This window comes from Halomonas sp. NyZ770, from assembly GCF_020616575.1.
Classification (GTDB): domain Bacteria; phylum Pseudomonadota; class Gammaproteobacteria; order Pseudomonadales; family Halomonadaceae; genus Vreelandella; species Vreelandella hamiltonii.
Window position 1 is genome coordinate 1,510,840 of the sequence record NZ_CP085143.1, and the last position, 25,412, is coordinate 1,536,251.

Here is a 25,412-nt window from a genome sequence, read left to right on the forward strand (position 1 = left end):
TCTGCCTGGCTGGCAGAGGCGACACGCCACACGAAATAGATGAGGGCTAAGCGCATGACCACGGCGAACCACGAAGAAACCCTTGGCTTTCAAACCGAAGTCAAGCAGCTTCTGAACCTGATGATCCACTCCCTGTACTCCAACCGGGAGATATTCCTGCGTGAGCTGATTTCCAACGCAGCGGATGCCTGCGACAAGCTGCGCTATGCAGCCCTGGACAACGACGCCCTGTACGAAGGTGACAGCGAGCTGCGCATCGAAATCGAGCACGACCGTGATGCCAATACCATTACCTTGCGTGACAACGGTATCGGCATGAATCGCGAAGATGTCATCGCCAACCTGGGGACCATCGCGCGTTCAGGCACCGCCGAGTTTCTCAAGCAGCTTTCCGGTGAACAGCAGAAGGATGCCAAGCTGATCGGTCAGTTCGGTGTCGGTTTCTATTCTGGCTTCATTGTGGCAGACGAAGTCGCCGTGCGCACTCGCAAGGCGGGCACCGCCGCGTCGGAAGGCGTCGAGTGGCGCTCGCGGGGCGAAGGTGAGTTCACCGTGGCCGATGTCGAGCGCGAGGTGCACGGCACCGAGATCACCCTGCACCTGAAAGAAGATGCCAAGGAGTTTGCCGACGACTATCGCCTGCAAAGCCTGGTGCGCAAGTACTCCGATCACATCGAAGTGCCGGTGCGCATGCCCAAGGTCGAGACCGCCCGTGACGACGAGGGCAACGAGATCGAAGGCAGTGAAGTCACCACCTGGGAAACCGTCAACGAAGCCACGGCGCTGTGGGCACGTCCCAAGAGCGATGTGTCGGACGACGAATACAAGGCATTCTACAAGCACGTGGCCCATGACTTCAGCGACCCGCTGACCTGGAGCCACAACAAGGTCGAGGGCAAGCTGGAGTACACCAGCCTGCTCTACGTGCCGGGCCGCGCACCGTTCGACATGTTCGACCGTGACGGTTCCCGAGGCGTCAAGCTGTACGTTCAGCGGGTATTCATCATGGATGACGCCGAACAGTTCCTGCCGCTCTACCTGCGTTTCATCAAGGGCGTGCTGGACACCCGCGACCTGTCGCTGAACGTCTCTCGTGAGCTGCTGCAGCAGGACCCCAAGGTCGACAAGATCAAGGGTGCCTTGACCAAGCGTGCCCTGGACATGCTCAAGAAGCTTTCCAAGGATAGCGAACAGTACCAGACGTTCTGGAACACCTTTGGCAGCGTGCTGAAAGAAGGGCCGGGTGAAGACTTCGCCAACCGCGAGAAAATCGCCGGTCTGCTGCGCTTTGCTTCCACGCATACCGATACGTCCGCCCAGGATCATTCTCTGGCCGAATACGTCGAGCGCATGAAGGAAGGTCAGAAGAAGATCTACTACGTGGTGGCCGACAGCTTCAATGCCGCGAAGAACAGCCCTCACCTGGAGATCTTCCGCAAGAAAGGTATCGAGGTGCTGCTACTCTCCGATCGTATCGATGAGTGGCTGATGAGCCACCTGACCGAGTTCGATGGCAAGTCTTTCGCCGACGTGGCCAAAGGCGAGCTGGACCTGGGCGATGTCGAAGACGAAGCCGAAAAGCAGGCTCAAGAAGAGACCGCCAAGGCAAAAGAGGCGTTGGTCAAGCGCGTTCAGGAAGCGCTGGGCGAGCACGTGCAGTCGGTGAAGGTCACTCACCGCCTGACCGACTCGCCTGCCTGTGTGGTGCTGCCGGAGCATGAGATGGGCTATCAGATGCGACGCATCATGGAGGCCGCGGGGCAGAAACTGCCCGAAGTGAAGCCCATTCTCGAGCTCAACCCCGATCATGCGCTGGTGGCGAGGCTCGAAGGCAGCGAAGGCGAGCTGTTTGCCCAGCTGGCGCATATTCTGCTCGATCAGGCGATCATTGCCGAAGGTGGCCACCTGGACGACCCGGCGGCTTACGTGAAGCGGCTGAACAGCGTGCTGACCGCGTGATGCCCATCCGTTGAGGGATGCGGCCCGCCTGGCCTGCCAGGCGGGCCGTTTGTTTTTCGGCCTGTTTTGAACGGCGAAGGCGGCCGTTGGTGATAAAGTAGGTGATCACTATGAATGCTAAACGATCAGGATGTCATCATGGCGGATGAGCAACAGATTAAGGTCGCCGTGCTGGGCGGGGGGAGTTTTGGTACCGCCTTGGCCAGCATTGCGGCAGACAACGGTGCCCAGGTGCGCCAGTGGATGCGTGACGAAGCGCTGGTGGCGCAGATCAATCAGGAGCACCGTAATGGCCGCTACCTGCCCGATTATCCGATCAACCCTGCCGTCGAGGCGTCCACTGACCTGGAAGCCGTCCTGGTCGGGGCGGAGCTGGTGCTGATCGCCATTCCCTCCAAGGCGTTTCGCAGCGTGGTGCAGGCGGCCAAACCGTGGCTGACCGCCCAGCAGATTCTCGTCAGCACCACCAAGGGGATCGAGCAGGAGAGTTTTCTGCTGATGAGCCAAGTGCTGGAGCAGGAGACCGGCTTTAGCCATATTGGCGTGATTGCGGGCCCTAACCTGGCCTCCGAGATTGCCGATAAACAGCTGACCGCGACCGTGATTGCCAGCGCCGATGCCCTGACGCGTACCCGGGTGCAGCAGGTGCTGGGGTGTCGCTATTTCCGCGTTTACGCCAGTAATGACCGGCACGGCGTCGAACTGGGCGGGGCACTCAAGAATATCTATGCCATCGCCGCAGGCATGGCAGCGGCACTGGGCATGGGTGAAAACACCCGCAGCATGCTGATGACCCGTGCTCTGGCGGAGATGAGCCGGTTTGCCGTGGCCCAGGGGGCCAATCCGATGACGTTTCTGGGGTTGGCGGGAGTAGGTGACTTGATCGTGACCTGCTCCTCGAACCTGTCGCGTAACTATCGGGTGGGGTATGCGCTGGGCGAGGGGCGTGACCTGGAGGCTGCGGTAGAAGCGTTGGGGCAGGTCGCGGAAGGGGTCAATACCGTCAAGCTGGTGTGCGCCAAGGCTGAGGAGTTGGGCGTTTACATGCCGCTGGCGGAAGGGCTGAAGCGGGTGCTGTTCGATGGCGTGCCCGCCCAGGAAATGGCGCGCACGCTGATGCTGGGTGAGCAAAGCAGCGACGTCGAATTCATTCTGCCCCGTGAGGCCGTACAGCAGGCGCATCGGGAACAGACATCGCCCCCTCGAGTGGCGGTCAGCAAAGGAGATGTTCATGAGTGACCAGGGAAATCAGGCGCTGCGCCATGGCGGCGCGAGCCCACTGCTGATCATGCGGCATGGTGAAGCCGCTCCCGGCTTTCCAGACCCGGTGCGTGCGCTGACTCGCCGCGGCGAACAGGAGGCGGGCGCCATGGCGCGCTGGCTGGCAGCGCGGGTCAGTGAAGGAGAGCTTGCCACCCCCGTGCTGTATGCCAGCCCGTATGTGCGTGCGCAGCAAACCGCTGAGCATATCCGTGATGCCTTGGGCATTCCCTTGAATACCTTGCCGTTCATCACGCCAGACGATCCCGCCAGCGACGTGGCCGAGTGGCTGATGGCACAACAGCCCCAAGGGCCCATCATGCTGGTCAGCCATATGCCGCTGGTGGGCGAGTTGGCAGGGTTGTTGATCGAAGGCTCGCCGAGCCAAGGGCTGGGTTTCCCCACGGCGGCCATTGCCGAGCTGGAGGCCGACGTCTGGGCGGCGGGGTGCGCTCAGCTGCAGCGCTTCACCCAGCCCAGCCAGCTGTAGCGGCTGGTTGTAGAGGCTGGTTTTAGAGAGTAGCTGTAGAGAATAGCTGTTGAAAATAGCTGAGCGAGTCCCCCACCACGCAAAGCGGCTGCCGAAGCAGCCGCTCATGGTGATGCACTGGCACTGGGGGCGCGTTACAGCAAAGCGTCCAGCTTGGTCTTGAGCAGGTCGTTCACCTGCTGGGGGTTGGCGGTGCCGCGAGAGGCCTTCATGACCTGGCCCACGAAGTAGCCGATCATCTTGCCGCGCTTCTCGGGCTCCGAATCGCGGTACTGAGCGACCTGGGCCGGGCTCTCGGCGATGACCTGATCGATCATGCCTTCGATGGCGCCAGTATCGGTCACCTGCTTCAGCCCTTTGGCATCGATGATGGCGTCGGCGCTCCCCCCCTGGCCATTCCACAGCGCCTGGAAGACCTGCTTGGCGGCCTTGCCGTTGATGGTGCCATCGAGCACGCGGCGTACCACTTCGCCCAGCTGCTGGGCCGAGACGGGGCTGTTCTGAATGCTCAGGTTTTCCCGGTTCAATGCACCGGACAGCTCGCCCTGAACCCAGTTGGCCGCCTGTTTGGCATCGCCGCACACTCGGTGGACTTCCTCGAAGAACTCCGCCATTTCGCGGCTGGCCGAGAGTACGCTGGCATCGTAAGCCGATAGCCCCAGCGCGTCCTGGAAACGAGCGCGCTTGTCGGCTGGCAGTTCCGGCAACTGGCTGCGCAGATGCTCCAGGTACGCTTCATCGAGGACCACGGGCAGCAGGTCGGGGCAGGGGAAGTAGCGGTAATCGTTGGCTTCTTCCTTGGTGCGCATGCTGCGGGTCTCATCGCGCTCAGGGTCGTACAGGCGGGTTTCCTGCACCACGCTGCCGCCATCTTCGATCAGCTCGATCTGACGCTCGACTTCGAAGGCGATGGCGCGCTCCACGAAGCGGAACGAGTTGACGTTCTTGATTTCTGCGCGCGTGCCGAACGCTTCCTGGCCTTTGGGGCGCACCGAGACGTTGACATCACAGCGCATCGAGCCTTCGGCCATGTTGCCGTCGGAAATGCCCAGGTAGGTCACGATGGAGTGGATGGCCTTCAGATAGGCCGCCGCTTCCTTGGCGTTGCGCATGTCCGGTTCGGAGACGATCTCCAGCAGCGGAGTGCCTGCGCGGTTCAGGTCGATGCCGGTCATGCCGTGGAAGTCTTCATGCAGCGACTTGCCTGCATCTTCTTCCAGGTGGGCATGGTGGATGCGGATGCGCTTGGTGGTGTCGTCGTCCAGGGTGATTTCCACCTCGCCAGCGCCCACGATGGGGTGATACATCTGGCTGGTCTGGTAGCCCTTGGGCAAGTCGGGGTAGAAGTAGTTCTTGCGGTCGAAGACCGATACTTCCGGGATCTCGGCATGGACGGCCAGGCCGAACTGAACGGCCATGGCGACCGCCTGTTCGTTCAAGACGGGCAGTACGCCAGGTAGGCCCAGATCAACGGCGCAGGCCTGGGTGTTCGGCTCGGCGCCAAACGCCGTCGAGGCGCCGGAAAATATCTTGGAACGCGTTGCGAGCTGAACGTGGACCTCGAGCCCAATCACGGTTTCCCATTGCATCAGGCGTTCTCCTCGGCAAAGGCAGGCAGTTTGAGATGCCAGTCGGTGGCTTGCTGGAACTGGTGAGCGACGTTGAGCAGCTGCGCTTCGGCAAAGTGCGTGCCGAGAATTTGCAGGCCCACCGGGCGGCCGCCCGCAAATCCGGCCGGAACGCTGATGCCGGGAATGCCCGCCAGGTTCACGGCAATGGTGTAGATATCCTGCAGGTACATCGACACCGGGTCTTTCTTCGCGCCCAGGTCGAAAGCGGGCGTGGGCGATGCGGGGCCCATCAGTACATCGACATCATCGAAGGCGTCGAGGAAGTCCTGACGAATCAGGCGACGCACCTTCTGGGCCTTGGTGTAATAAGCGTCGAAGAAGCCTTCCGACAGGGTGTGTGTGCCAATCAGGATACGCCGCTTGACCTCTTCACCAAACCCTTCGGCCCGCGAGCGGGTGTAAAGGTCGATCAGGTCGGCAGGCGCCTTGCAGCGGTGACCGAAGCGCACGCCGTCGAAGCGCGACAGGTTGGAGGAAGCTTCAGCGGGGGCAATCACGTAGTAGGCCGGGATGGCGTAGTGCGTGTGGGGCAGGCTGACCTCCCGCACCGTGGCACCCAGCGACTCGTAAACCTTGACGGCGTCACGCACGGCTTGCTCGACTTCCGGGTCGAGGCCGTCGCCAAAATACTCCTTGGGCAGGCCGATTTTCAGGCCTGACAGCGGCGCGTTGAGTGTTTCGGTGTAGTCAGGCACGCCACGGGCGACGCTGGTGGAGTCGCGCAGGTCGTGCCCGGCAATCACGTTGAGCAGCAGGGCACAATCTTCAGCCGTGCGTGCCATCGGGCCTGCCTGGTCGAGGCTGGAGGCGTAGGCAATCATGCCGTAACGGGAGACGCGCCCATAGGTGGGCTTCAATCCGGTGATGCCGCAGAACGCGGCCGGCTGACGAATGGAGCCGCCGGTGTCGGTGCCCATGGCCGCGGGGACGAGCCCTGCCGCTACCGCCGCCGCGCTACCGCCGGAGCTGCCGCCGGGGACTGCCGTCAGGTCCCAGGGGTTCTTGACCGCACCATAGTGGCTGTTTTCGTTGGACGAGCCCATGGCGAACTCGTCCATATTGGTCTTGCCGAGGCTGATGGTGCCAGCGGCCGCCAGCTTTTCCACCACGGTGGCATCGTAAGGCGCGATGAAATTATCGAGCATTTTGGAGCCGCAGGTGGTCTTGACGCTCTGGGTGCAGAAAATGTCTTTCAGCGCCAAGGGGATGCCAGCCAGCTTGCTCGCCTTGCCTGCCGCCCGTGCCTGGTCGGCGGCTTCGGCCTTGTTCAGCGCCTGCTCGGCGGTCACCGTGATGAAGCTGTTGAGCTTGCCATCGGCTTTTTCGATGCGCTGCAAAAAGTGGGAGGTCAGCTCTCGGCTGGAGAGTTCACCGCTATCCAGGGCGGCGGCGAGCTGCGTTACGGTTTTATCGTGCATGACCCGGAAGCTCCGTTCGGGGGCGAATGAAATAAGCAGAAACGAGCGGGGTGCGGTGGTTATTCAACCACGCGAGGCACCAGATACAGGCCGTTTTCCACTGCCGGAGCACAGCGCTGGAAAGCGTCGCGCTGATTGGTTTCGGTGACTTCGTCAGCGCGCAGGCGCTGCGTGGCATCCAGCGGGTGGGCCAGTGGCGCCACGCCTTCGGTATCCACGCTCTGGAGCTGGTCGACCATGTCCAGAATGCGGCTGAGATCGTCGACGAAGCCACTGGCTTGGTCATCGCTGACGGCGAGTCGGGCCAGATGTGCGGCCCGGCGCACATGAGATTCTTCAAGCGCCATGATCGAGGTTTCCTCGCAAACGTGATGGAACATATTCCGCTTTGAGCGGTATACATACGGTCATCTTAAATTCGTCTTGTGGAGCAGACGTGGAAAATAGCCGCAAAAGGTACCACATATTGCCCCCCTCGGGCACTATTGGGCACGACTCGTGCTTGCTGCCAAGGGGTTGCGGTGATACCGTTTGCATCCGCACAGGGTTCCCGGTCTGCACTAGGTAACAACATCCATGTTCAAACGTTTGAGGGGGCTGTTTTCCAGCGATCTGTCGATCGACTTGGGTACGGCCAACACACTGATTTATGTACGCGGTCGTGGCATCGTGCTCGATGAACCGTCCGTAGTCGCCATCCGCCAATCCGGTAGCATGCGCAGCGTGGCTTCGGTCGGCGCCGACGCGAAGCGTATGCTCGGTCGCACGCCTGGCAATATCACGGCCATTCGACCCATGAAGGACGGCGTCATTGCCGACTTTACCGTTACCGAGCAGATGCTCCAGCACTTCATTCGCAAGGTGCATCAGAGTACGTTTCTGACGCCCAGCCCGCGTGTCCTGGTCTGCGTGCCCTGCATGTCGACTCAGGTAGAGCGCCGTGCCATCCGCGAGTCCGCCGAAGGGGCGGGTGCCCGCGAAGTCTTCCTGATCGAAGAGCCCATGGCTGCGGCCATCGGTGCAGGCTTGCCGGTAGAAGAAGCGCAGGGGTCGATGGTGGTGGACATTGGTGGCGGTACCACCGAGATCGCCATCATCTCACTCAACGGGGTAGTCTATTCCGAATCGATCCGCGTAGGCGGTGACCGTTTTGACGAGGCGATCACCGCGTACGTGCGCCGCCATTACGGTAGCCTGATCGGCGAAGCCACGGCCGAGCGCATCAAGGAAGAGATCGGGTGTGCCTACCCGGGTGGCGAGCTGCGCGAGATCGACGTGCGCGGCCGTAACCTGGCAGAGGGCATCCCGAGAAGCTTCACGCTCAACTCCCACGAGATTCTCGAGGCGCTCCAGGAAACGCTGGGCTCTATCGTGTCTGCCGTCAAGAGCGCGCTGGAGCAGTCGCCCCCCGAGCTTGCCTCGGACATCGCCGAACGCGGCCTGGTGCTGACCGGTGGTGGCGCGCTGCTGCGTGACCTCGACAAGCTGATCGCCGAAGAGACGGGACTGCCGGTCATTGTGGCCGAAGATCCGCTGACCTGCGTGGCGCGTGGCGGTGGCAAGGCGCTGGAGATGATTGACCAGCATACCTTTGAGTTACTGTCGAGCGATTGATCGCAGCGGTTTGACGCGGGGGATTGCCTATTAAACCGCTGTTTTCACACGGGCCGTTACCCGGTTACCGGCTTTTCTTCTGTGTGCTGGCGGCAAGCGTGCTGATGTTTGTCGACCAGCGTTTCACGCGCATGGAAGATATTCGCGCCCAGATGACCATGGTCGTTGCCCCCATTCAGTGGGTGGTGAGCGTGCCCAGCGACGTCTTGAACTGGGGGGCGCTGGCGCTCTCTGACCAGCAAGCGCTGGTGGATGAGAATCGCCGCCTGCGTGAGCAGATCCTGACGCTGTCCCATCGTGGGCAGCGGCTCGCCAACCTGACCGCCGAAAATGCCGAGCTGCGCACGCTGCTCAAGGCGGGCGAGCGTCGTGAGATTCCCTACATCACGGCCGAATTGCTGTCGCTGGACAACGACCCCTTTACTCATCAAATGGTCGTCGACCGAGGGCATCGTAACGGCGCCTATGTCGGACAGCCAGTGATCGATGCGTCTGGGTTGGTCGGTCAGGTGACCGCTGTGTCTGCCTACTCCAGCCGCGTGCTGCTGCTGGCGGATGCAAGTCATGCCTTGCCGGTTCAGGTCAATCGAAACGGCCTGCGTTTCATCGTGCAGGGCACCGGCCGTTATGGCAGCGTCAGCGTGCTGCACGTACCGGATACTGCCGACATTCGCGAAGGAGACTTGTTGACCACCTCCGGGTTGGCGGGTCGCTTTCCTCCTGGGTATCCCGTGGCCCGTGTCACCGAGGTGTACCATGACCCCGGCCAACCGTTTGCACGTGTCATGGCCGAGCCTGCCGCCCAGCTGCAACGCTCACGGCATTTCCTGATGCTCTTTCCACCGCCCCGCGAAGAGTTCGACGCGTCTGACTGGGATGAGTCCATGGATATCTCGGCGCAGGCCGTGCATGCCGCTCAGCGTCTGGCCGAGTCTCATTCACAGGAGGCGCCTTGATGGCTAGGGCTCCCGTTGTGCCGCTGTTCGCCGTTTGGCTGAGCCTGCTGCTGGCGCTGTGCTTGCAGGTCATGCCGGTGGCGGATGGCTGGCAGGTGTTTCGCCCCGAATGGGTGGGCCTCATGCTCATCTACTGGAGCATGCGCTCACCGGACCGAGTCGGGGTCTTTCACGGCTTCGTGGTGGGCCTGCTGCTGGACCTGATCGAAGGGACCGCCTTGGGCCAACACGCGCTCATCTTGTCGCTGTTGGCGTTTCTGGCTGCCATGGTCTATCCACGTTTTCGCGCTTATTCGCTGGTGCAGCAGGCCGTGCTGGTGCTGGTGCTGCTGGGGCTGGTGCAGCTGGTCGAGCAGTGGTTGCGTACCTTGACCGGCGAGTTTTCGATCCACCTCTCCTTCCTGATTCCCTCGCTGATGAGTGCGCTGTTGTGGCCTTGGCTGGCCACCATGCTGGTGGCTCTGGAGCGGCGCATGATGAGCAGTGGAACATGAGCGAGGTGATTTCCGGCGCATCCTCCCCGCCGGTGCTCTGCCTGGCGTCTGCTTCGCCGCGTCGCAAGGCGCTGCTGGCGTCGATTGGTGTGCCTGTCAGCGTGCTGCCCAGCGACATCGATGAAACGCCGCTGGCCGATGAGTCGGCTTTGGCGTATGTGGAGCGGCTGGCCATCGCCAAGGCCAGCGCGGCCATGGGCCGAACGCACTTGCCGGTGCTCGGGTCGGATACGGCAGTCGTGGTGGCGGGGGATATTCTTGGCAAGCCCCGAGACCAGCAACATGCCGCCGAGATGTTGAAACGGCTCTCGGGGGGCACGCATCAAGTACTGACCGCGGTGGCAGTGAGTGGGCCGCTGGGTATACTCTCATGTTGTGTCACGACTCATGTCACCATGCGCTCATTGAGCCGCGAGGAAATCGCCTGCTACTGGCAGACCGGTGAGCCCGTGGACAAAGCCGGTGGCTATGCCATACAAGGGCTTGCTTCGGTGTTCGTCGAAGAAATTCAGGGCAGTCACTCTGCCGTCGTGGGGCTGCCGCTATTTGAAACCACGCGCTTGCTTGTCCAGCAGGGAGTGCCCGTTTGGGCGGGCCGATATCCAACGTAGCGATTGGGCCCGCACTGGCACCTGGCGACGACCGCTGCGCTGGCAAGGAACCGGATATTCAATAAGGAATTGTGCATGAGCGGTGAAGTCCTTATCAATTTGACGCCCATGGAGACCCGCGTCGCGCTGGTGGAAAATGGCGTGTTGCAGGAGGCGCTCATCGAGCGTTCTCGTCGCCGTGGGATCGTGGGTAATATCTACAAAGGCAAAGTGGTTCGCGTACTGCCTGGCATGCAGGCTGCCTTTGTCGATATTGGCCTTGAACGCGCCGCTTTCATTCATGCCCATGAAGTGATGCCGCCCGGCACCCCCAGCGATGAGCAGCAGACCATCGGGCAGTTGCTGCACGAAGGCCAGGCCCTGGTCGTGCAGGTCACCAAGGACCCTATCGGCACGAAAGGGGCGCGGCTGACTACCCATCTCTCGATTCCTTCGCGTTACCTGGTCTACATGCCGGACTCGCCTCACCATGGCGTTTCCCAGCGCATCGAAGACGAACGCGAGCGTGAGCGGCTGAAAGCGCTGCTGGACAAGAGCATCGCAGAACAGACCATCGACGTGACGGGTGGCTTCATCGTGCGCACGGCGGCAGAAGGCGTGGGCGATGAAGAGCTGGCCAGCGACATGTATTTTCTGCTGCGTATCTGGCGCAAGGTCAGCGAGCGCAAGATCACCGCTTCCCCGCCTAGCGTGATCTACGACGACTTGCCACTGTTCATGCGCACCCTGCGTGACGTCATGCGCGATGACATCGAAAAAGTACGCATCGACTCCCGGGAAAACTTCGTCAAGCTGGTCGAGTTTGCCGAAGAGTTCATGCCCGACGCGGTGGACCGTATCGAGTACTACCCGGGCGAGCGACCGATTTTTGACCTCTACAGCGTCGAAGACGAGATTCAGAAAGCCCTGGGGCGCAAGGTGCAGCTCAAATCCGGTGGGTATCTGGTCATCGATCCTACCGAAGCCATGACGACCATCGACGTCAACACCGGTGGGTACGTCGGTCATCGCAATCTAGAAGAGACCATTTTCAAGACCAACCTGGAAGCCGCGACGGCCATTGCCCGTCAGTTACGGCTGCGCAACCTGGGCGGTATCATCATTATCGACTTCATCGACATGGTGGATGTCGAGCATCAGCGTCAGGTGCTTCGCGTATTGGAAAAGGCGCTGGAGCGTGACCATGCAAAAACCAAATGTACCGGGGTAACCGAGCTGGGGCTGGTGCAGCTGACCCGCAAGCGTACGCGGGAAAGTCTCGAACAAACCCTGTGCGAGGCCTGTCCCACCTGCGCCGGCCGCGGTACCTTGAAGACCCCCGAAACCATCTGCTACGAAATCTTCCGCGAAATCCTGCGTGAAGAGCGTGCCTACAGCGCAGAAACCTACATGGTGCTGGCCTCTCAGCCGGTGGTGGATCGTTTGTTGGATGAAGAGTCGGCGGCCGTGGCTGACCTGGAAACCTTCATCAACAAGACCATTCGCTTTCAGGTCGAGCAGCACTACTCCCAAGAGCAGTACGATATCGTACTCATGTGATGGCTGCGTCAAGCTCCTTACTCCGCCTCTTGCTTCGCGTCGTACTGGTGACGCTGGCAGTACTGCTGGGCCTGCTGGCGTTACTGCTGGTGACGCTGCGCGTGGCCCTCAGCCAGAGCGATGCACTCGCGCCACGTATCGAAGCCGTGCTGGAAGCCAGAATCGGTGCGCCGGTGAGTATCGGGCAAGTATCGCTCTCGTTGGCGCGCAATGATCTGCGTTTCCTGCTCGAAGACCTGCGTATCGATACCCCTCAAGGCGACCCGCTGGCTGCCGTCGAGCGCGTGCATTTACGCCTGGATGGTTTGGCGAGCCTGCGCCATTGGGCACCCATTTTCAGCGATGCCCGCATGGCGGGCCTCGAGTTCCACCTCTATCAAACCCCTGGAACCACCTGGGGATGGCCGGCGCCCGCCAGGCTTCCCTTGGGCATGGCCCCGCAGCCGGATATCGATCTGGCGTTGATCGACGCCTGGGCAGGGTTGTTGCTCCGGCAGCGTCTGTGGGTAGACAACAGCCGCGTGCTGCTGCATGGGCGTGAGCAGACGGTGCTGTTGCATGCACCGTCGCTGGTGCTGGATGGCGATGAGCGTCGGACGCGGCTCTCTGGCGAGCTGAATGTCGTGGAAGACCCCGACCAGGAAGCCGCGGCGCTGCCTGCCATCACCATGGGTGCCGAGATGCAGCCAGGTGCGCGTGGCTTGAGTGATTTTTCGGCCGCGCTGCAGATGAATATGCAGCTGGATCATCTGGTGGTGCTGGCAGCGCTGTTTCGACCCGAGCAGATGCCGTATCTGGAGCAGGCGGGCGGTCAGGTGCAGCTATGGGGACGCTGGCGAGAAGGGCGCCTTGAGGATGCCCGACTTGCGGTCGATATGCCCGAGCTGACCCTGCGCCGGGATGTGGAGTATGCCGTGCTGCGCAACATCCAGGCCTCCGGGCAGTGGCAGCGCAACGGGGAGGGCGGTGAAGCCTGGCTGAGCGGCAACGCAGAAAACGTCGAGTGGGCACAGCCAGAGGGCATCAGCGATGGTCCTGCCCTACCTTACCACTGGTATCTGGCCCACGAGCCCGGCCGTTGGGAACTGCGCACCAGCGCCTTCGAACTGGCCTCGCTGGCCGCCTGGCGCGAGTACGCCCTGTTGCCCGAGTCGCTGACGCGGGTGCTGCAAACCCTGGCCCCCCGAGGGCAGGTGCAGGGGCTGCGGCTAGGACAGCGTGAAGGGCGCTGGGGGGTCGATGCCGCGCTGACCAACGTTGCGGTCGACCCGTGGCAGCAGGCACCCGGTGGTGGCCCTCTGGATGCCTGGGTGCAGGCGCGTGACCTGCGTGGCCGGGTGACCTTCAGCAGTGCGGGCAACAGCGAACTCTACTTCCCGCAGCTCTTCGAAGCGCCCATGCAGCTGGGGCATGCCGAGGGCGTGGTGGAGTGGGTCTACGATGGCCCACGTACCATGATCAGCGGGCGTGAGCTTAAAGTCGATTGGGATGGCGCCCGCATCGAGGGTGGCTTTGGCCTGATCACGGGGCAGCAGCGTGGTCAGTTTGGTCTCGACCTCGCCTTCGAGAATGTCGATGCCGTGGAGCGCCCGTTAGGGCAATGGTTGCCGCTGGGTGTGTTGGGGCCGGAGTTGCGTGAATGGTTGCAAAAAGACATCGGTGGCCGAGTGCCGCAGGGGGCGCTCAAGATGAGTCTGCCGTTTGGAGAGCGCGGTAGCGCACCGCCATTTTCCGCCACGCTGGCGCTGCTGGTGCGCGAGGGGTACTTGCCGATTGCCGATGGTTGGCCGCTGCTGGAAGAGGTCGATGGTCGCCTGATATGGCAAGGTGGAGAGCTGAAGGCACAAGTGACGAGTGCACATAGCCAGGGTGTCCAGCTATCCGAGGGGGCCGTCCAGTTGGATGAAGACAACGTGCTGCGTCTGTCGGGACACTTGCACAGTGATGGCGCCTCGCTGCTGCGCTTTCTCAAGGCCACGCCAGAGGCGGGCGGGTTACCGCTCGACGAGCTCAGTGCCGAAGGCGTGGTAGAAGGCTCCTTGGCGGCGGTCGTGCCTTTGGCGCATCCAGAAGGACTGTCGCTGGATATCAACGTGGTGCCTTCTCTGGAGGTCGTGCGCTATCAACCGCTACCCTTGTCACTGCGTCAGGTCGAAGGCGAGGTGAACTGGCAGCAGTCGGGCGAGCAGCGTGCGCTGCTGGGTAACCTGCAGGGGCGTTGGCAAGGTGGGGGAATCCGGGCCGACTTTGATGAAGATCAGCAGCGGGTGCAGCTCAGCGGCGATGTAGACAGCGTAGCGCTCTGGGCATTGGCGGACATGCCGGACACGGCGCGCGAAGTACTGCGTGGGCGAACGACCTGGGAAGGCGTGGTGGATTGGGGGAACAGCCCCACCTTGACCCTGCAAAGCCAGCTGGTCGGGCTGACTAGCCAGTTGCCCGAGCCGTTCGACAAACGTGCCGAGCAGCCTTGGCCGTTGCGGGTGCGTGCCGACGTTTCCAGGTCCAGAGGAGAAGTACGGATTGCCGATCTGCTGGCCATGCGTCTGGCGCTCAGAGAGCCAGAGGGGTTGGCGGGAGCGGTCGCGCTGGGTAGCGTGGCACCCCTGGTAGACTGGCCCCAGCAGTCTGGCTGGAAAATAGATGCATCGCTGGAGCATATCGACCCTCTGGCTTGGCAGCAGGCCGTGTCGCCGCTTTTCGACAGTGGTGCGGATGGGCTGACGACGCCAGGGGAGTTGCCGACCCTCGAAGCCGTGCTGAGGACGTCCTGTTTACGTTATCGAGACGAGTGTCTGGGCGCCATGACGGCGTCCGGCAGTGCCGAGGCGGACCGAGCGCAGCTGCAAATCAATGGTGAGCTGCTGTCGGGGCGAGTGAGCTATCAGCCTCGCGAGGCTCGTCCGCTGGATGTGGTGGTGAGCTATCTGGCCGCTGACCGTCTGCTTGACTTGCCCGGTGAGGAGCAGGCCAACGCCGTCTCTGCACCAGACTCCTGGCTGGATGAGATCACCACCGAATACGCGGCTCCAGCCCCTATCCCCGAATGGCTGGCCTCCGTGCCCGATGGGCGATTGCGACTGGCCGAACTGAGTGTTGGCAATGGCCTTTACGGTCCTCTGACGGCGTATTGGCAAACGAACGATCAGCGTCTCTCGATTGCGCCGGTGGGGCTGACGTTGGGGCAGCTCTCGGCGCGTGGCGAGCTGCACTGGGAAGGTAATCCGGTGACCAGCCGCACGCGCGCTGACCTGACGATCCAGGGGGGAGATCTGGGCACTGCCCTGGAGCGTCTGGGGCAGCCCGTTGCCATGCGCAGCCGCACCACCAACGTGGCCGCCGAGCTTGCCTGGGCGGGGGCGCCCTGGCAGTTTGCGCTGGCCCGCGCAGGTGGGGAGCTGAGCACGGATATTCGTGACGGGCGCTTCGTGATGCTCGACTCGGCACCTGCTCGGCTGGTGGGGCTGCTCAACTTCGATAACATTCTGCGCAGACTGCGCTTTGATTTTTCGGATGTGACCGGGCAAGGGACGGCGTTCGATCGGGTGCATGGCACGGCAGACGTGGCCCAAGGGCAGCTGTTGCTGCGTGGCCCCCTACAAATTGATGCCCCTGCCACGACCTTTACGCTGACAGGAAATGTTAATCTCTTGCAGCGCGAACTCGATCAGCGTCTTGGCGTCACACTGCCAGTGAGCCAAAGTCTGCCTATCGCTGCAATCGCGGTGGGTGCTCCCATCGTCGGTGGGGCGCTCTTTATTGCCGACCGGCTTTTTGGTGACGCACTGGCCCAGGCCACCACCATTCATTATCGCGTGCGAGGTCCCTGGACCTCGCCGCAGGTTACTTTAGAAGGCCCTCAATGACCGCACACACAAGCGATATAGAGTCTGCAATTTCCATTTTGCTAACGCCGGGTGGTCTCGATCTGGAAGCCCTGGATACGGGCCTTGGCTACGCCATGGGGGCAGGCATCGATTATGCTGACCTTTACTTTCAGCGCACCTGGCAGGAGGGGTGGGTGCTGGAAGACGGTGAGGTCAAGGAAGCGAGTTACAACATCGATGGCGGGGTCGGTGTGCGGGCGCTGGCCGGTGAAAAAACCGGCTTTGCCTACTCCAACCAGATTACTGCCGATGCTCTGATGGATACCGGACGCACCGCGTCGGGCATCGTGCGCAGTGGCAAGCAGTTGCCTGGCCAGCGTGTCGTGCCGGTAAGCGCAGCGGCGCGCTATGCAGGTATCGACCCGCTGGCAGGGCTGAGCGCCGAGGAGAAGGTGGCCATGCTGAAGCAGGCCGACCGCGTCGCGCGCGCTGCCGACCCCAGCATCAGCCAGGTCAGTGCCTCGCTGTCCGGCACCTACGAAGTCGTGCTGGTGCGCGCTAGCGACGGTACCCTGGCGGCGGACGTGCGACCGCTGGTACGTTTCAATGTCAGCGTGATCGCGGCCAAGAATGGCCGTCGGGAGCGCGGTAGCGCCGGTGGCGGTGGGCGCTACTCCATGGCTCGCCTGCGCGATGAGGGGGTGGCCGAGCGCTATGCCCAGGAGGCCGTGCGTCAGGCGCTGGTCAACCTGGAAGCGGTGGATGCACCCGCTGGACAGATGCCCGTGGTGCTTGGCGCTGGATGGCCCGGCATCCTCTTGCACGAGGCGGTCGGGCACGGCCTGGAGGGTGACTTCAATCGCAAGGGAAGCTCGGCTTTCGCCGGGCGAATGGGCCAGCGCGTGGCGGCCAAGGGCGTCACTGTGGTAGACGATGCCACGGTCATGGATAGCCGCGGGGCGCTCAGCGTCGATGACGAGGGCACGCCGGGCCAGTACACCCCCCTGATCGAGGATGGCATCCTCACCGGCTACATGCAGGACAAGCTGAACGCGCGGTTGATGAACATGGCGCCAACCGGGAACGCGCGGCGTGAGTCCTTTGCCCACCTGCCGATGCCGCGTATGACCAACACGGTGATGCTGGCCGGGCAAGATGCGCCGGAAGACATCATCAAGAGCGTCAAGCGCGGCCTTTACGCGGTCAGCTTCGGTGGCGGGCAGGTAGATATCACGTCGGGCAAGTTCGTGTTTTCAGCCAGCGAAGCCTACCTGATCGAAGATGGCCGCATCACCTCGCCAGTCAAGGGCGCCACGCTGATCGGCAATGGCCCTGAGGCGATGGGACGAGTGTCCATGATTGGCCATGACCTGGCCATGGATACCGGGATTGGCGTATGCGGCAAGGAGGGCCAGGGCGTGCCGGTAGGCGTTGGGCAGCCCACCCTCAAGCTGGACGAGCTGACCGTCGGTGGCACGCAATCCGGCTAGTCAGACAGCGCAGCTCGTCATCGTTGGTGTGGGGGTCAGAGCGCCAGCGTATCGCGCAAGTGCTTGAACAGCTTGCGCGCGCTGGTCGGCGGTTTACCTTGCTCACGCTCCTTGCGGGCGTTACGCACCAGCTGACGCAGGGTCTGGCGGTCGGCATCGGGGTAGTCGGCAAGGAACAGGTCGACGGCGTCGTCACCCTCGTCGACCAGCCGATCACGCCACTTTTCCAGGCGGTGAAAGGCATGGTCGCGCTGCTCTTTCTCTTGCTCGATGGCATCGAATACCCCCTGGATGGCGGCTAGATCCTCCTTGCGGATCAGCTTGCCCACGTACTGCATGTGGCGGCGGCGGCCTTCATGGGAGCGGATGCGCGAGGTTTCCTCGATGGCCCGCAACATGTCGTCAGACAGCGGAAAACGCGCTCGTTCGGCGGGTTTCATGGCAATCAAGGTTTCGCCAAGCGCCTGAAGAGCATGCATTTCACGCTTGAGCTGGGATTTACTGGGACGCTCTTCCTGCTCGTCAATATCGAGGGGCTCGGGGCGTTGCTTAGGCATACAGACACTCACTGATTTGGATTCGTCGGCAGCATTATATCAGGCTGCGACCATAACATTGATTCGCCAATGCAATTGAGGCGAAAAGGAGACCACATGGCACAGGCATTTGATGCAGCAGCGCAACAGGCGCTACTGGCCCAGCGGGCGGAAGAAGCCCTTGGCCTGGCGAAAACGCTGGGCGCCGATGCCGCTGAAGTAGGCGCCAGTGTCGACCAGGGGGTGGGCGTCAGCGTACGGCTCGGCGAGGTCGAGACCGTCGAGCTTTCCCGTGACCAGGGAATCGCCATTACGGTCTACGTTGGCCAGCGCAAGGGGAGCGCCTCCTCCACGGATGCCAGCAGCGCCTCGCTGCGCGCCACGGTGGAAAAGGCCCTGGCAATTGCGCGCTATACCGGCGAAGACCCTGCTGCCGGGTTGGCAGACGCTGCGCTGATGGCGACCCGGATGCCGGATCTCAAGGTGCACCACCCGTGGGCGCTCTCGACCGAGCAGGCCATCGAGCTGGCGCTGCGCTGTGAACAGGCCGGGCGCAGCGTGGACGGTATTCACCAGTCCGAAGGTGCCTCGTTGTCCAGTGGCGAGGGCGTGCGGGTCTACGCCAATAGCCATGGCTTTCTAGGTACCCAAAAGGGCAGCAGCCATTCGCTGTCCTGCATGCTGATCGCCCAGGATGACAAGGGTATGCAGCGCGACTATGACTACACGTCGGCACGCAATCCCGTACAGCTGCGTGACCCGGAGGACGTCGGGCGCGAAGCGGCCGCACGCACCCTGCGGCGGCTGGGTGCGCGCAAGCCGCCCACCGGTACGTTTCCCGTGCTGTTCGACCCAACCCTGGCCGCAGGCCTGGTAGGCCACCTGATGGGCGCGTTGGCGGGCGGGGCGTTATATCGTGAAGCATCGTTCTTGTGTGATCGCCTGGGCAGCCCGCTTTTCCCGGAGTGGATGGGGCTGGAGGAGCGCCCCATGGAAGTCGGCGCCACGGCCAGCTCGCCCTTCGACGCCGAGGGTGTGCAGACCCGAGATAACCGTTTCATCGAGCAGGGCAGGATCGCCAGCTACATGCTGTCTGCCTACAGCGCGCGTCGCCTGGGTATGCAGTCGACGGGGAACGCTGGCGGAGCGCGTAACCTGCGTCTGTTGGCCCCGCTGACACCGCGTCACGAGCTGTTGCAGCAGATGGGGCGGGGTATTTGGGTCACCGAGCTGATGGGGCAGGGGGTCAATGCTGTGACGGGTGACTACTCTCGCGGTGCGGCCGGTTTCTGGGTGGAGAATGGCGAGGTACAGTACCCCATCGAAGAGTTCACCATTGCCAGCAATCTCAACACCATGTTCGCTGGCCTGATGGGGATTGGCGATGATACCGATACGCGTGGCAGCATTCATACCGGCAGCTGGCTGGTGGACGCCATGACGGTGGCGGGCAGCTGACGAGGGTTACTGATCCTCGTCGAAGCGGGCGTCGAACAGGGCCTGGATGGCATCGAGGGCCTGGTCGGCGTCTTCACCTTCTGCGGTAATGGTGAGTGACGTACCGCAGGGGGCCGCCAGCATCAGCAGCGACATGATGTTGGCCGCATCGGCCTTTTGCTGCTGTTTGTACACGTGAATGCGGGCTGAAAACTGCTGGCCGCACTTGACCAGTTTGGTGGCGGCGCGGGCATGAAGGCCGCGTTGGTTGGTCAGCGTTAAGGTTCTTTCAGGCACTCTGGTTCCTTTTTGCCGAGTGATATCAGGGCGACGTCGTGTCGCTGGGAGGGGTGGAAGAAGCGGCATCGACGGTAGCGGGTAATTCGCTCAGCGTGTACTGCAAGCCCAATTCCCGGTGTCTGAGCTGAATAGCGCCAGTGCGCTTGACCAGCGATTGCGCCAGTTGCTCGACCATGTAGACAGAGCGATGCTGTCCGCCGGTACAGCCAATGGCCACGGTCATATAGCTGCGTTGACTGCTTTGGTAAGCAGGTAGCCATTTCTCCAGCCAGGCATGAATATCGTCACGCATGTCATCGACGATGGTGTAGCCGCTCAAGAAGGCCTTGATGTTGGCGTCGCGTCCGGTGAACTGCCGCAAGCTGGGGTCCCAGTAGGGGTTGGGCAGGCAGCGCACGTCGAACACGATATCGGCATCCATGGGTACGCCCCGTTTGTAGCCGAAAGATTCGAACGTCAGGGTCAACTGGTCACGCCGCTGATGAGCAACCTGATCGGTGATGCGGCGGCGTAGGTCGTGTACCGAAAGACGCGACGTGTCGATCAGCAGGTCAGCCAGGTCCCGAATCTCGAGCAGGGTTTCTTCTTCCTTGTTGATGGCCTCTTCCAGGGTCATGTCGCTATCGCGCGTCAGCGGGTGGCGCCGACGGGTGGCCGAGTAGCGCTCCAGCAGAATGCGAGCGTCCGTGGTCAGGTAGATGACCTGAAAACGGATCTGACGCTGGCGTAGTTCTTCCAGCAGAGCAGGCAACTGTTCCAGTGCAGTAGGCAAGTTGCGCGCATCGATGCTGACGGCCAAATGAGTACGCCCCCCCTGTTGACGCAGTTCATCGACCAGCGAGCCCAGCAGCATGGCAGGCAGGTTGTCGATGGCGTAATAGCCAAGATCTTCCAGCGCCTGTAGGGCGATGGACTTACCGGACCCTGAACGGCCGCTAATGATCACCAGCTGCATAGCGCATCTCTCTTGGCTTGAGAAGGAATAGGGGGTTACCGACGGCCTTGCTGCCCGGCAAAGGCTGCGCTAGGCAGCCTGCTCGCGAATCTTATCGGTCAACAGCGTCAGCAGTTCACGCTGGCTGCTGACATTGCGCAATTGCTGGCGTGTGGCTGCGTCGTTCATGATCGTGGCGACCTGACCCAATAGCGCCAAATGCGTATCATCGGCTTCTTCGGGTACCAGCAGCACGAACACCAGATCGACGGGGTCACCATCGATGGCATCGAAGTCGACGGGTTCGGCCAGCTTGAGAAAACCGGCAATGGGCGTGCTGCAGTGAGGACTGCGTGCGTGGGGAATGGCCACGCCATTGCCGATGCCGGTACTGCCCAGCCGTTCACGGCCAATCAATCGACTGAAGACTTCCTGGCTATCCAGGCTGGGCGTGTTTTGAGCGATAAAGGTGCTGAAAAACTCCAGCACCCTTTTTTTGCTGCCCCCGGGCACGTCGTACAGCACGCGCTCCGGGGGGAGAATGGTTTCCAACGTCATCGGGTTAACGCACGCCAGCGCCTTGGGCGCGGGCTTGTGCTTTTTCCTTGTGTTTTACGAGCTGACGGTCGATTTTGTCCGCCAGGGCGTCAATGGCTGCGTACATGTCGTTGTCCAGCGCTTCGGCATGAAGGTCGGCTCCTGCTGCGTGCAGGGTGCAGGCGGCTTGCTGGCGCTCCTTTTCAACAGATAAGGTGACCTGGACGGTCGTGATGTTGTCGTAGTGACGTTCAACGCGTTCCAGCTTTTCGTTTACGTAGTCACGCAAGGCGTCAGTCAGTTCAACGTGATGACCAGTGATGTTTACTTGCATTGACGTGCTCCTTATCCATCGGACTGTACTTCGATTGTAACCCTTTTTGGGCCATTGCAAAGCCCTCGTCGAGAGTTTGTTGGGCGAGAGCGTTTAACTAGCGTAAACGACGGCGCTCACTCGACGAAGGTATACCCATCGACTCACGGTACTTGGCCACGGTGCGGCGGGCCACGGTAATGCCGCCCGCTTCCAGCAGGGTGACCAGACGGCTGTCGGAGAGTGGCTTGCCCGGAGGCTCGTCCTGAATCAGTTTCTTGATGCGTGCTCGAATGGCCGTGCTGGAATGGCTGTCGCCACCTTCCTGGCCGCTGACTTGGCTGGAGAAGAAGTACTTGAGCTCGAACACCCCGCGCGGGGTATGAATGTATTTCTGGGTAGTGACCCGCGAGATGGTCGATTCATGCATCTCCACCGCTTCGGCGATATCGGCCAGAATCAGCGGTTTCATGGCTTCTTCGCCATGCTCCAGAAAGCCGATCTGCCGAGCAATGATCTCGCGCCCCACGCGCAGCAGGGTGTCGTTGCGGCTCGAAAGGCTTTTGATCAGCCAGCGAGCCTCCTGGAGATGCTCTTTCAGAAACTGGTTGTCCTGGCTCTTGTCGGCGCGTTTGATCAGGCTGGCGTAGTCGGGCTGAATACGCAGTCGAGGCAGCGCTTCCGGGTTGAGTTCCAGGTGCCAGCCCTCGTGATCGTGGCGTACCACCAGATCTGGCGTGACATAGCTGTCGTCGGTGATGCCGTAGGCGCTTCCAGGCCTGGGGTCAAGGCTGCGGATTAAACGGATGACATCGTCCAACTGCTCGTCGTCGAGGCTCAGGCGTCGCTTCAGCAAGCGCATGTCGTCCTTGCCAAGGGCTTCGAGAAACTGGCGTACCAGGCGTTTGGCAGGCATCAGCAGCGGGGTGTCTTCGGGCAGCGAGGCCAGCTGCAGCATCAAGCACTCCCGCAGGTCACGGGCAAATACTCCGGTGGGTTCGAACTGCTGAAGGCGCAGCAGGGTGTTTTCGACCTCGCGCTGGCTCAGGCCGTCGTGGCCTTGTGCCTTGAGCCCCTCGCGAATGTCGTTGAGAGGCTGGGTCAGGTAGCCGTTGGCATCCAGCGCATCGATGAGGCTTTCGGCGATGGCATGTTCACGGGAGGAGAAGTCGGTCATGGCCAATTGCCAAAGCAGGTGACCGTGCAGGCTCTGCCCCGCCGCCTGACGCTCGAAGTCCGGGCCTTCGCTGCTGCCGCCCATGCTCCCCATGTCCTGGTACGTGTCGGACCAGTCGCTGTCTACGGAAAGCTCGCTGGGGATGCTGTCTGCCCACTCGGCTTCCTGAGGCTCGCTGACGGCCTGTTCGCCAAACTCATCTTCCTGCTCGAGCATGGGGTTGGCATCCAGCGCCTGCTGAATTTCTTGACGAAGGTCCAGCGTCGATAGCTGAAGCAGCGCAATGGCCTGCTGCAGCTGAGGTGTCATGGTCAGCTGTGTGCCGATGCGCAGTTGAAGAGAAGCTTTCATGACCATCTGAGAACCACTCGTTAATCAGAAAGCTCCACCCTAGAGCGAGTCTCCGTTTGGTGCAAGTGCAATAAGCATGCCACTAAATAAAATGTCTTCGTGGGCCATTGTTTAAAGCCGGAAGTCGGCGCCCAGATAGACGTCGCGTACCTTCTGGTTATTGAGGATTTCCTGGGGGTTTCCACTGGCGATGATGTGTCCGTCGCCAACAATGTAGGCAATATCGCAGATATCCAGAGTTTCACGCACGTTGTGGTCGGTGATGAGGACGCCAATATGACGCTTCTTGAGGGCGCGTATGATCGATTTGATATCGCCCACGGAAATGGGGTCGACGCCGGCAAATGGTTCATCCAGCAGAATGAAGGCAGGTTCGGTGGCCAGCGAGCGGGCGATCTCCACCCGCCGCCGCTCGCCGCCCGAGAGGCTCATGCCCAGGTTGTCGCGAATGTGGGTGATGTGAAAATCTTCCAGCAGAGATTCGAGCTTGGCTTCTCGGCTGCTGCGGTCGAGCTCACGACGCGTTTCCAGAATGGCCATGATATTGTCGGCCACCGACAGTTTGCGAAAGATCGATGCTTCCTGAGGCAGGTAGCCGATGCCTGCCAGGGCACGTTCATGCATCGGCGCCCGGGTCAGGTCGAGATCGTCGATGCCCACTTTGCCAGCATCGGCCTTCACCAGGCCGACGATCATGTAGAACGAGGTGGTCTTGCCTGCGCCGTTGGGGCCTAGCAGGCCAACGACACTGCCTTGGGCAATTTCCAGGTTGATATCCTTGACCACGCGGCGGCGCTTGTAACTCTTGGCCAGATGCTGTGCATGGAGCGTCTTGACCGCTGCAGTGTCGGGGCTGATGGCTGTCACGAGGGGCTCTCTCTATTGCTCGGGCTGTAAGGTCATGCGGATGCGTTGCGGTGCGCTGCCGCTGACATCGGAGCGTGCTTGGACCACCCCGCGGTCGATGAAGTATTCGAGCCGTCCACCCTGGAAGCGATCCCCTTGCTGGGTCAGTTCGGCCTGGTCGATCAGCTCTACACGCCGCTCGGACACATGGTAGACGATGCGCCGCGCCCAGCCTTCCATGGGCGTCGTCTGGTCTTCCAGCTGGTTGCGCAGGTAGGCACGCTCGCCCGTGGCGACGGCCCGGGAGAGCTCGCCCGCCTCGTTGCGATGAATTTCGACACGCTCTCCGCGCAGCTGCATTTCACCTTGGCGAATGTCGACGTTGCCGGTATAGACCGCCGTGCCCGCACGTTGGTCCAGGTCCAGGCGGTCGGCTTCCACTTCAACGGGGGCCTGTTGTTGAGCGGCGGCAGGCAGTACGCCTACCACCATGGGAACGGCAAGGGCGAACAGTGCCGTACGAAGCAGGGCGTTCATGGCGACTCCTGAGAAGATTGGGGGGCGGGCGGATGCACGCCGCGCACGTTATCGATCAAACTGACACGGCTGTCGTCCAGCCAGACATCCATGCGTGAGGCTTCGATGCGTTGAGGTGGCTGCTGCAGTATCACAGGGGTGTCGCTCCAGGCATGACGCTCCAGTCCATCATAGTGCAGCAGGTCGGTATCCAGCTGCCAGCCTTCGTCCGGCGCCAGCAGGCGTGCGGATCCGGCCAGGGTCAGCGCCTGGGAGTCCATGTTCAAGGTGCCGGTGTCGGCAATGGCCAGCCATTCACGCTGCTCGCTGTCGAACAGGGTGGCGCGTGGTGACGTGACGTGGGTCATGGCCGCCTGCGGGGTATGTACCAGACGCGGTGCCACCAAGGATTGCTGAAGCGTGCCGTCTTCACCGAACAGGGTGATTTCGGCATTTTCCAGCACGTGCCCGGGCTCTTGGGCCTGGGCCTCGGGGTCTACTTCACGCTGTTGAGGGGCGCGTGGATCCAGCCACACCAACAGCCCACCCAGGGTGATGACCAGGCCCGACAGCCAGACGCGTTTTCTCACCCTGATGCCCATTCAGACGGAACCGTGCAGATAAGTGTCGAGTACGGCGTCCCAGTGCCCCTGGCTGGTGAGCAGCGTGTCACAGATTTCGCGCACGGCGCCATGCCCGCCCAGGCGATCGGTAATCCAGTCGGCGTGGGTGTGCATGTAGTCGGGGGCGTTGGGCACAGTGATGCCGACGCCGGAGCGCTTGATCGGCGCGAGGTCCGGGAGGTCGTCGCCACAGAACGCAACCTGTTCCAGGGTAATGTCTAACCGTTGGCATAGCCCGCGCAGGGTGGCGAGCTTGTCTTCACAGCCTTGGTAGACATGGCTGATGCCCAGCGCTGCGGCACGCTGGCTGACCATGGGAGAGTCACGGCCGGTAATCAGCGCGACGTGAATGCCGACCCGTTTGAGCAGCTTCAGCCCGTGGCCATCCTGGGTGTGAAAGGCCTTGATTTCGATGCCATCGGCCTGGAAGTACAGGCGGCCGTCGGTCAGCACGCCGTCCACGTCCAGGGCCAGCAGTTTTACACGGCGTATACGATCTAAAAGTGCGTCAGGTAGGGCCATAGAGCCTCCGTATCATCCATCATTGGATCAT

At 61.9% G+C, this 25,412-nt stretch carries 24 protein-coding genes; 11 read left to right on the forward strand and 13 right to left on the reverse strand.

The window, feature by feature from the left end; translation table 11 throughout:
• The first annotated feature begins 54 nt into the window (after nt 1-54).
• The 3 genes from htpG (at nt 55) to sixA (ending at nt 3,709) form a co-directional block, all read left to right on the forward strand.
• Nucleotides 55-1,959: a molecular chaperone HtpG gene (gene htpG, locus LG409_RS06870; protein ID WP_227407911.1), complete on the forward strand. Its 1,905-nt coding sequence runs from the start codon at nt 55-57 to the stop codon at nt 1,957-1,959.
• A gap of 114 nt (nt 1,960-2,073) precedes the next feature.
• Nucleotides 2,074-3,198, forward strand: a complete 1,125-nt coding sequence (locus LG409_RS06875) for an NAD(P)H-dependent glycerol-3-phosphate dehydrogenase (RefSeq protein ID WP_422822513.1) — start codon at nt 2,074-2,076, stop codon at nt 3,196-3,198.
• Nucleotides 3,191-3,709 carry a phosphohistidine phosphatase SixA gene (gene sixA, locus LG409_RS06880; protein WP_052196368.1) on the forward strand — a complete coding sequence of 173 codons (519 nt, stop codon included), beginning with the start codon at nt 3,191-3,193 and terminating at the stop codon, nt 3,707-3,709. Before LG409_RS06875 ends, sixA begins: the two co-directional genes overlap by 8 nt.
• A gap of 134 nt (nt 3,710-3,843) precedes the next feature.
• On the opposite strand, the gene gatB is transcribed toward sixA, so the two are convergent.
• Genes gatB through gatC form a run of 3 tightly spaced genes read right to left on the reverse strand, consistent with a single transcriptional unit; the run spans nt 3,844 to nt 7,105 of the window.
• Nucleotides 3,844-5,298 carry an Asp-tRNA(Asn)/Glu-tRNA(Gln) amidotransferase subunit GatB gene (gatB, locus tag LG409_RS06885; RefSeq protein ID WP_227407912.1) on the reverse strand — a complete coding sequence of 485 codons (1,455 nt, stop codon included), beginning with the start codon at nt 5,296-5,298 and terminating at the stop codon, nt 3,844-3,846.
• Nucleotides 5,298-6,758 carry an Asp-tRNA(Asn)/Glu-tRNA(Gln) amidotransferase subunit GatA gene (gene gatA, locus LG409_RS06890; protein ID WP_227407913.1) on the reverse strand — a complete coding sequence of 487 codons (1,461 nt, stop codon included), beginning with the start codon at nt 6,756-6,758 and terminating at the stop codon, nt 5,298-5,300. The genes gatB and gatA overlap by 1 nt, the downstream gene beginning before the upstream one ends.
• A 59-nt stretch (nt 6,759-6,817) precedes the next feature.
• Nucleotides 6,818-7,105, reverse strand: coding sequence for an Asp-tRNA(Asn)/Glu-tRNA(Gln) amidotransferase subunit GatC (gatC, locus tag LG409_RS06895; protein WP_016913466.1), 288 nt, complete (start codon nt 7,103-7,105; stop codon nt 6,818-6,820).
• 229 nt (nt 7,106-7,334) lie between these two features.
• Here gatC and LG409_RS06900 point away from each other — a divergent pair, with 229 nt between their 5' ends.
• From LG409_RS06900 to tldD, 7 genes are all read left to right on the forward strand, one after another.
• Nucleotides 7,335-8,372 (forward strand): rod shape-determining protein, encoded by a 1,038-nt coding sequence (locus tag LG409_RS06900; RefSeq protein WP_039177500.1) that lies wholly within the window; start codon nt 7,335-7,337, stop codon nt 8,370-8,372.
• Nucleotides 8,373-8,395: 23 nt separating this feature from the next.
• Nucleotides 8,396-9,328 carry a rod shape-determining protein MreC gene (mreC, locus tag LG409_RS06905; RefSeq protein ID WP_227407914.1) on the forward strand — a complete coding sequence of 311 codons (933 nt, stop codon included), beginning with the start codon at nt 8,396-8,398 and terminating at the stop codon, nt 9,326-9,328.
• The gene (mreD, locus tag LG409_RS06910) at nt 9,328-9,822 is read left to right on the forward strand and encodes a rod shape-determining protein MreD (RefSeq protein WP_144983537.1); all 495 of its coding nucleotides are present in this window, start codon (nt 9,328-9,330) and stop codon (nt 9,820-9,822) included. Before mreC ends, mreD begins: the two co-directional genes overlap by 1 nt.
• Complete coding sequence (locus LG409_RS06915; protein ID WP_144983539.1) at nt 9,819-10,433, forward strand: Maf family protein; 615 nt, start codon at nt 9,819-9,821, stop codon at nt 10,431-10,433. Before mreD ends, LG409_RS06915 begins: the two co-directional genes overlap by 4 nt.
• A 75-nt stretch (nt 10,434-10,508) precedes the next feature.
• Nucleotides 10,509-11,972: a ribonuclease G gene (rng, locus tag LG409_RS06920; protein ID WP_039177490.1), complete on the forward strand. Its 1,464-nt coding sequence runs from the start codon at nt 10,509-10,511 to the stop codon at nt 11,970-11,972.
• On the forward strand, nt 11,972-15,838 hold the full coding sequence (locus tag LG409_RS06925; RefSeq protein WP_227407915.1) for a YhdP family phospholipid transporter: 3,867 nt from the start codon (nt 11,972-11,974) through the stop codon (nt 15,836-15,838). Before rng ends, LG409_RS06925 begins: the two co-directional genes overlap by 1 nt.
• Nucleotides 15,835-17,289, forward strand: coding sequence for a metalloprotease TldD (gene tldD, locus LG409_RS06930; RefSeq protein WP_039177484.1), 1,455 nt, complete (start codon nt 15,835-15,837; stop codon nt 17,287-17,289). The genes LG409_RS06925 and tldD overlap by 4 nt, the downstream gene beginning before the upstream one ends.
• Nucleotides 17,290-17,324: 35 nt before the next feature.
• Here the strand turns inward: tldD and yjgA are convergent, their stop codons facing one another.
• The gene (yjgA, locus tag LG409_RS06935) at nt 17,325-17,846 is read right to left on the reverse strand and encodes a ribosome biogenesis factor YjgA (protein ID WP_016913474.1); all 522 of its coding nucleotides are present in this window, start codon (nt 17,844-17,846) and stop codon (nt 17,325-17,327) included.
• A 96-nt stretch (nt 17,847-17,942) separates the two neighbouring features.
• On the opposite strand from yjgA, the gene pmbA reads away from it, so the two are divergent.
• Complete coding sequence (pmbA, locus tag LG409_RS06940; RefSeq protein WP_227407916.1) at nt 17,943-19,283, forward strand: metalloprotease PmbA; 1,341 nt, start codon at nt 17,943-17,945, stop codon at nt 19,281-19,283.
• 6 nt (nt 19,284-19,289) lie between these two features.
• Here pmbA and LG409_RS06945 read toward each other — a convergent pair whose 3' ends face one another.
• The 9 genes from LG409_RS06945 to LG409_RS06985 form a co-directional block, all read right to left on the reverse strand.
• Nucleotides 19,290-19,559, reverse strand: a complete 270-nt coding sequence (locus LG409_RS06945; RefSeq protein ID WP_039177479.1) for an HPr family phosphocarrier protein — start codon at nt 19,557-19,559, stop codon at nt 19,290-19,292.
• Between the two features lie 25 nt (nt 19,560-19,584).
• Entirely contained in the window at nt 19,585-20,517 is a 933-nt protein-coding gene (gene rapZ / locus LG409_RS06950) for an RNase adapter RapZ (RefSeq protein ID WP_227407917.1), read from the reverse strand.
• A gap of 69 nt (nt 20,518-20,586) precedes the next feature.
• Nucleotides 20,587-21,054, reverse strand: a complete 468-nt coding sequence (gene ptsN / locus LG409_RS06955) for a PTS IIA-like nitrogen regulatory protein PtsN (RefSeq protein WP_039177474.1) — start codon at nt 21,052-21,054, stop codon at nt 20,587-20,589.
• A gap of 4 nt (nt 21,055-21,058) precedes the next feature.
• The gene (gene hpf / locus LG409_RS06960; RefSeq protein ID WP_027335376.1) at nt 21,059-21,367 is read right to left on the reverse strand and encodes a ribosome hibernation-promoting factor, HPF/YfiA family; all 309 of its coding nucleotides are present in this window, start codon (nt 21,365-21,367) and stop codon (nt 21,059-21,061) included.
• Nucleotides 21,368-21,464: 97 nt separating this feature from the next.
• Entirely contained in the window at nt 21,465-22,880 is a 1,416-nt protein-coding gene (locus tag LG409_RS06965) for an RNA polymerase factor sigma-54 (protein ID WP_081137013.1), read from the reverse strand.
• 105 nt (nt 22,881-22,985) lie between these two features.
• A complete protein-coding gene (gene lptB, locus LG409_RS06970; protein WP_039177787.1) occupies nt 22,986-23,732 on the reverse strand; it encodes an LPS export ABC transporter ATP-binding protein in 747 nt (248 codons plus the stop codon).
• 21 nt (nt 23,733-23,753) lie between these two features.
• Nucleotides 23,754-24,257 (reverse strand): lipopolysaccharide transport periplasmic protein LptA, encoded by a 504-nt coding sequence (gene lptA, locus LG409_RS06975; RefSeq protein WP_039177461.1) that lies wholly within the window; start codon nt 24,255-24,257, stop codon nt 23,754-23,756.
• Nucleotides 24,254-24,838 carry an LPS export ABC transporter periplasmic protein LptC gene (gene lptC / locus LG409_RS06980; protein WP_227407918.1) on the reverse strand — a complete coding sequence of 195 codons (585 nt, stop codon included), beginning with the start codon at nt 24,836-24,838 and terminating at the stop codon, nt 24,254-24,256. The genes lptA and lptC overlap by 4 nt, the downstream gene beginning before the upstream one ends.
• A complete protein-coding gene (locus tag LG409_RS06985) occupies nt 24,839-25,381 on the reverse strand; it encodes a KdsC family phosphatase (protein ID WP_039177455.1) in 543 nt (180 codons plus the stop codon).
• Nucleotides 25,382-25,412: the final 31 nt, after the last annotated feature.

Excerpts from the sequence above, each read along its gene's own strand:
- htpG (WP_227407911.1), top strand. The coding sequence starts at position 55 with ATGACCACGGCGAACCACGAAGAAACCCTTGGCTTTCAAACCGAAGTC.
- LG409_RS06875 (WP_422822513.1), top strand. The coding sequence starts at position 2,074 with ATGCTAAACGATCAGGATGTCATCATGGCGGATGAGCAACAGATTAAG.
- sixA (WP_052196368.1), top strand. The coding sequence starts at position 3,191 with ATGAGTGACCAGGGAAATCAGGCGCTGCGCCATGGCGGCGCGAGCCCA.
- gatB (WP_227407912.1), bottom strand. The coding sequence starts at position 5,298 with ATGCAATGGGAAACCGTGATTGGGCTCGAGGTCCACGTTCAGCTCGCA.
- gatA (WP_227407913.1), bottom strand. The coding sequence starts at position 6,758 with ATGCACGATAAAACCGTAACGCAGCTCGCCGCCGCCCTGGATAGCGGT.
- gatC (WP_016913466.1), bottom strand. The coding sequence starts at position 7,105 with ATGGCGCTTGAAGAATCTCATGTGCGCCGGGCCGCACATCTGGCCCGA.
- LG409_RS06900 (WP_039177500.1), top strand. The coding sequence starts at position 7,335 with ATGTTCAAACGTTTGAGGGGGCTGTTTTCCAGCGATCTGTCGATCGAC.
- mreD (WP_144983537.1), top strand. The coding sequence starts at position 9,328 with ATGGCTAGGGCTCCCGTTGTGCCGCTGTTCGCCGTTTGGCTGAGCCTG.
- LG409_RS06915 (WP_144983539.1), top strand. The coding sequence starts at position 9,819 with ATGAGCGAGGTGATTTCCGGCGCATCCTCCCCGCCGGTGCTCTGCCTG.
- rng (WP_039177490.1), top strand. The coding sequence starts at position 10,509 with ATGAGCGGTGAAGTCCTTATCAATTTGACGCCCATGGAGACCCGCGTC.
- LG409_RS06925 (WP_227407915.1), top strand. The coding sequence starts at position 11,972 with ATGGCTGCGTCAAGCTCCTTACTCCGCCTCTTGCTTCGCGTCGTACTG.
- tldD (WP_039177484.1), top strand. The coding sequence starts at position 15,835 with ATGACCGCACACACAAGCGATATAGAGTCTGCAATTTCCATTTTGCTA.
- yjgA (WP_016913474.1), bottom strand. The coding sequence starts at position 17,846 with ATGCCTAAGCAACGCCCCGAGCCCCTCGATATTGACGAGCAGGAAGAG.
- pmbA (WP_227407916.1), top strand. The coding sequence starts at position 17,943 with ATGGCACAGGCATTTGATGCAGCAGCGCAACAGGCGCTACTGGCCCAG.
- rapZ (WP_227407917.1), bottom strand. The coding sequence starts at position 20,517 with ATGCAGCTGGTGATCATTAGCGGCCGTTCAGGGTCCGGTAAGTCCATC.
- ptsN (WP_039177474.1), bottom strand. The coding sequence starts at position 21,054 with ATGACGTTGGAAACCATTCTCCCCCCGGAGCGCGTGCTGTACGACGTG.
- hpf (WP_027335376.1), bottom strand. The coding sequence starts at position 21,367 with ATGCAAGTAAACATCACTGGTCATCACGTTGAACTGACTGACGCCTTG.
- LG409_RS06965 (WP_081137013.1), bottom strand. The coding sequence starts at position 22,880 with ATGGTCATGAAAGCTTCTCTTCAACTGCGCATCGGCACACAGCTGACC.
- lptA (WP_039177461.1), bottom strand. The coding sequence starts at position 24,257 with ATGAACGCCCTGCTTCGTACGGCACTGTTCGCCCTTGCCGTTCCCATG.
- lptC (WP_227407918.1), bottom strand. The coding sequence starts at position 24,838 with ATGGGCATCAGGGTGAGAAAACGCGTCTGGCTGTCGGGCCTGGTCATC.
- LG409_RS06985 (WP_039177455.1), bottom strand. The coding sequence starts at position 25,381 with ATGGCCCTACCTGACGCACTTTTAGATCGTATACGCCGTGTAAAACTG.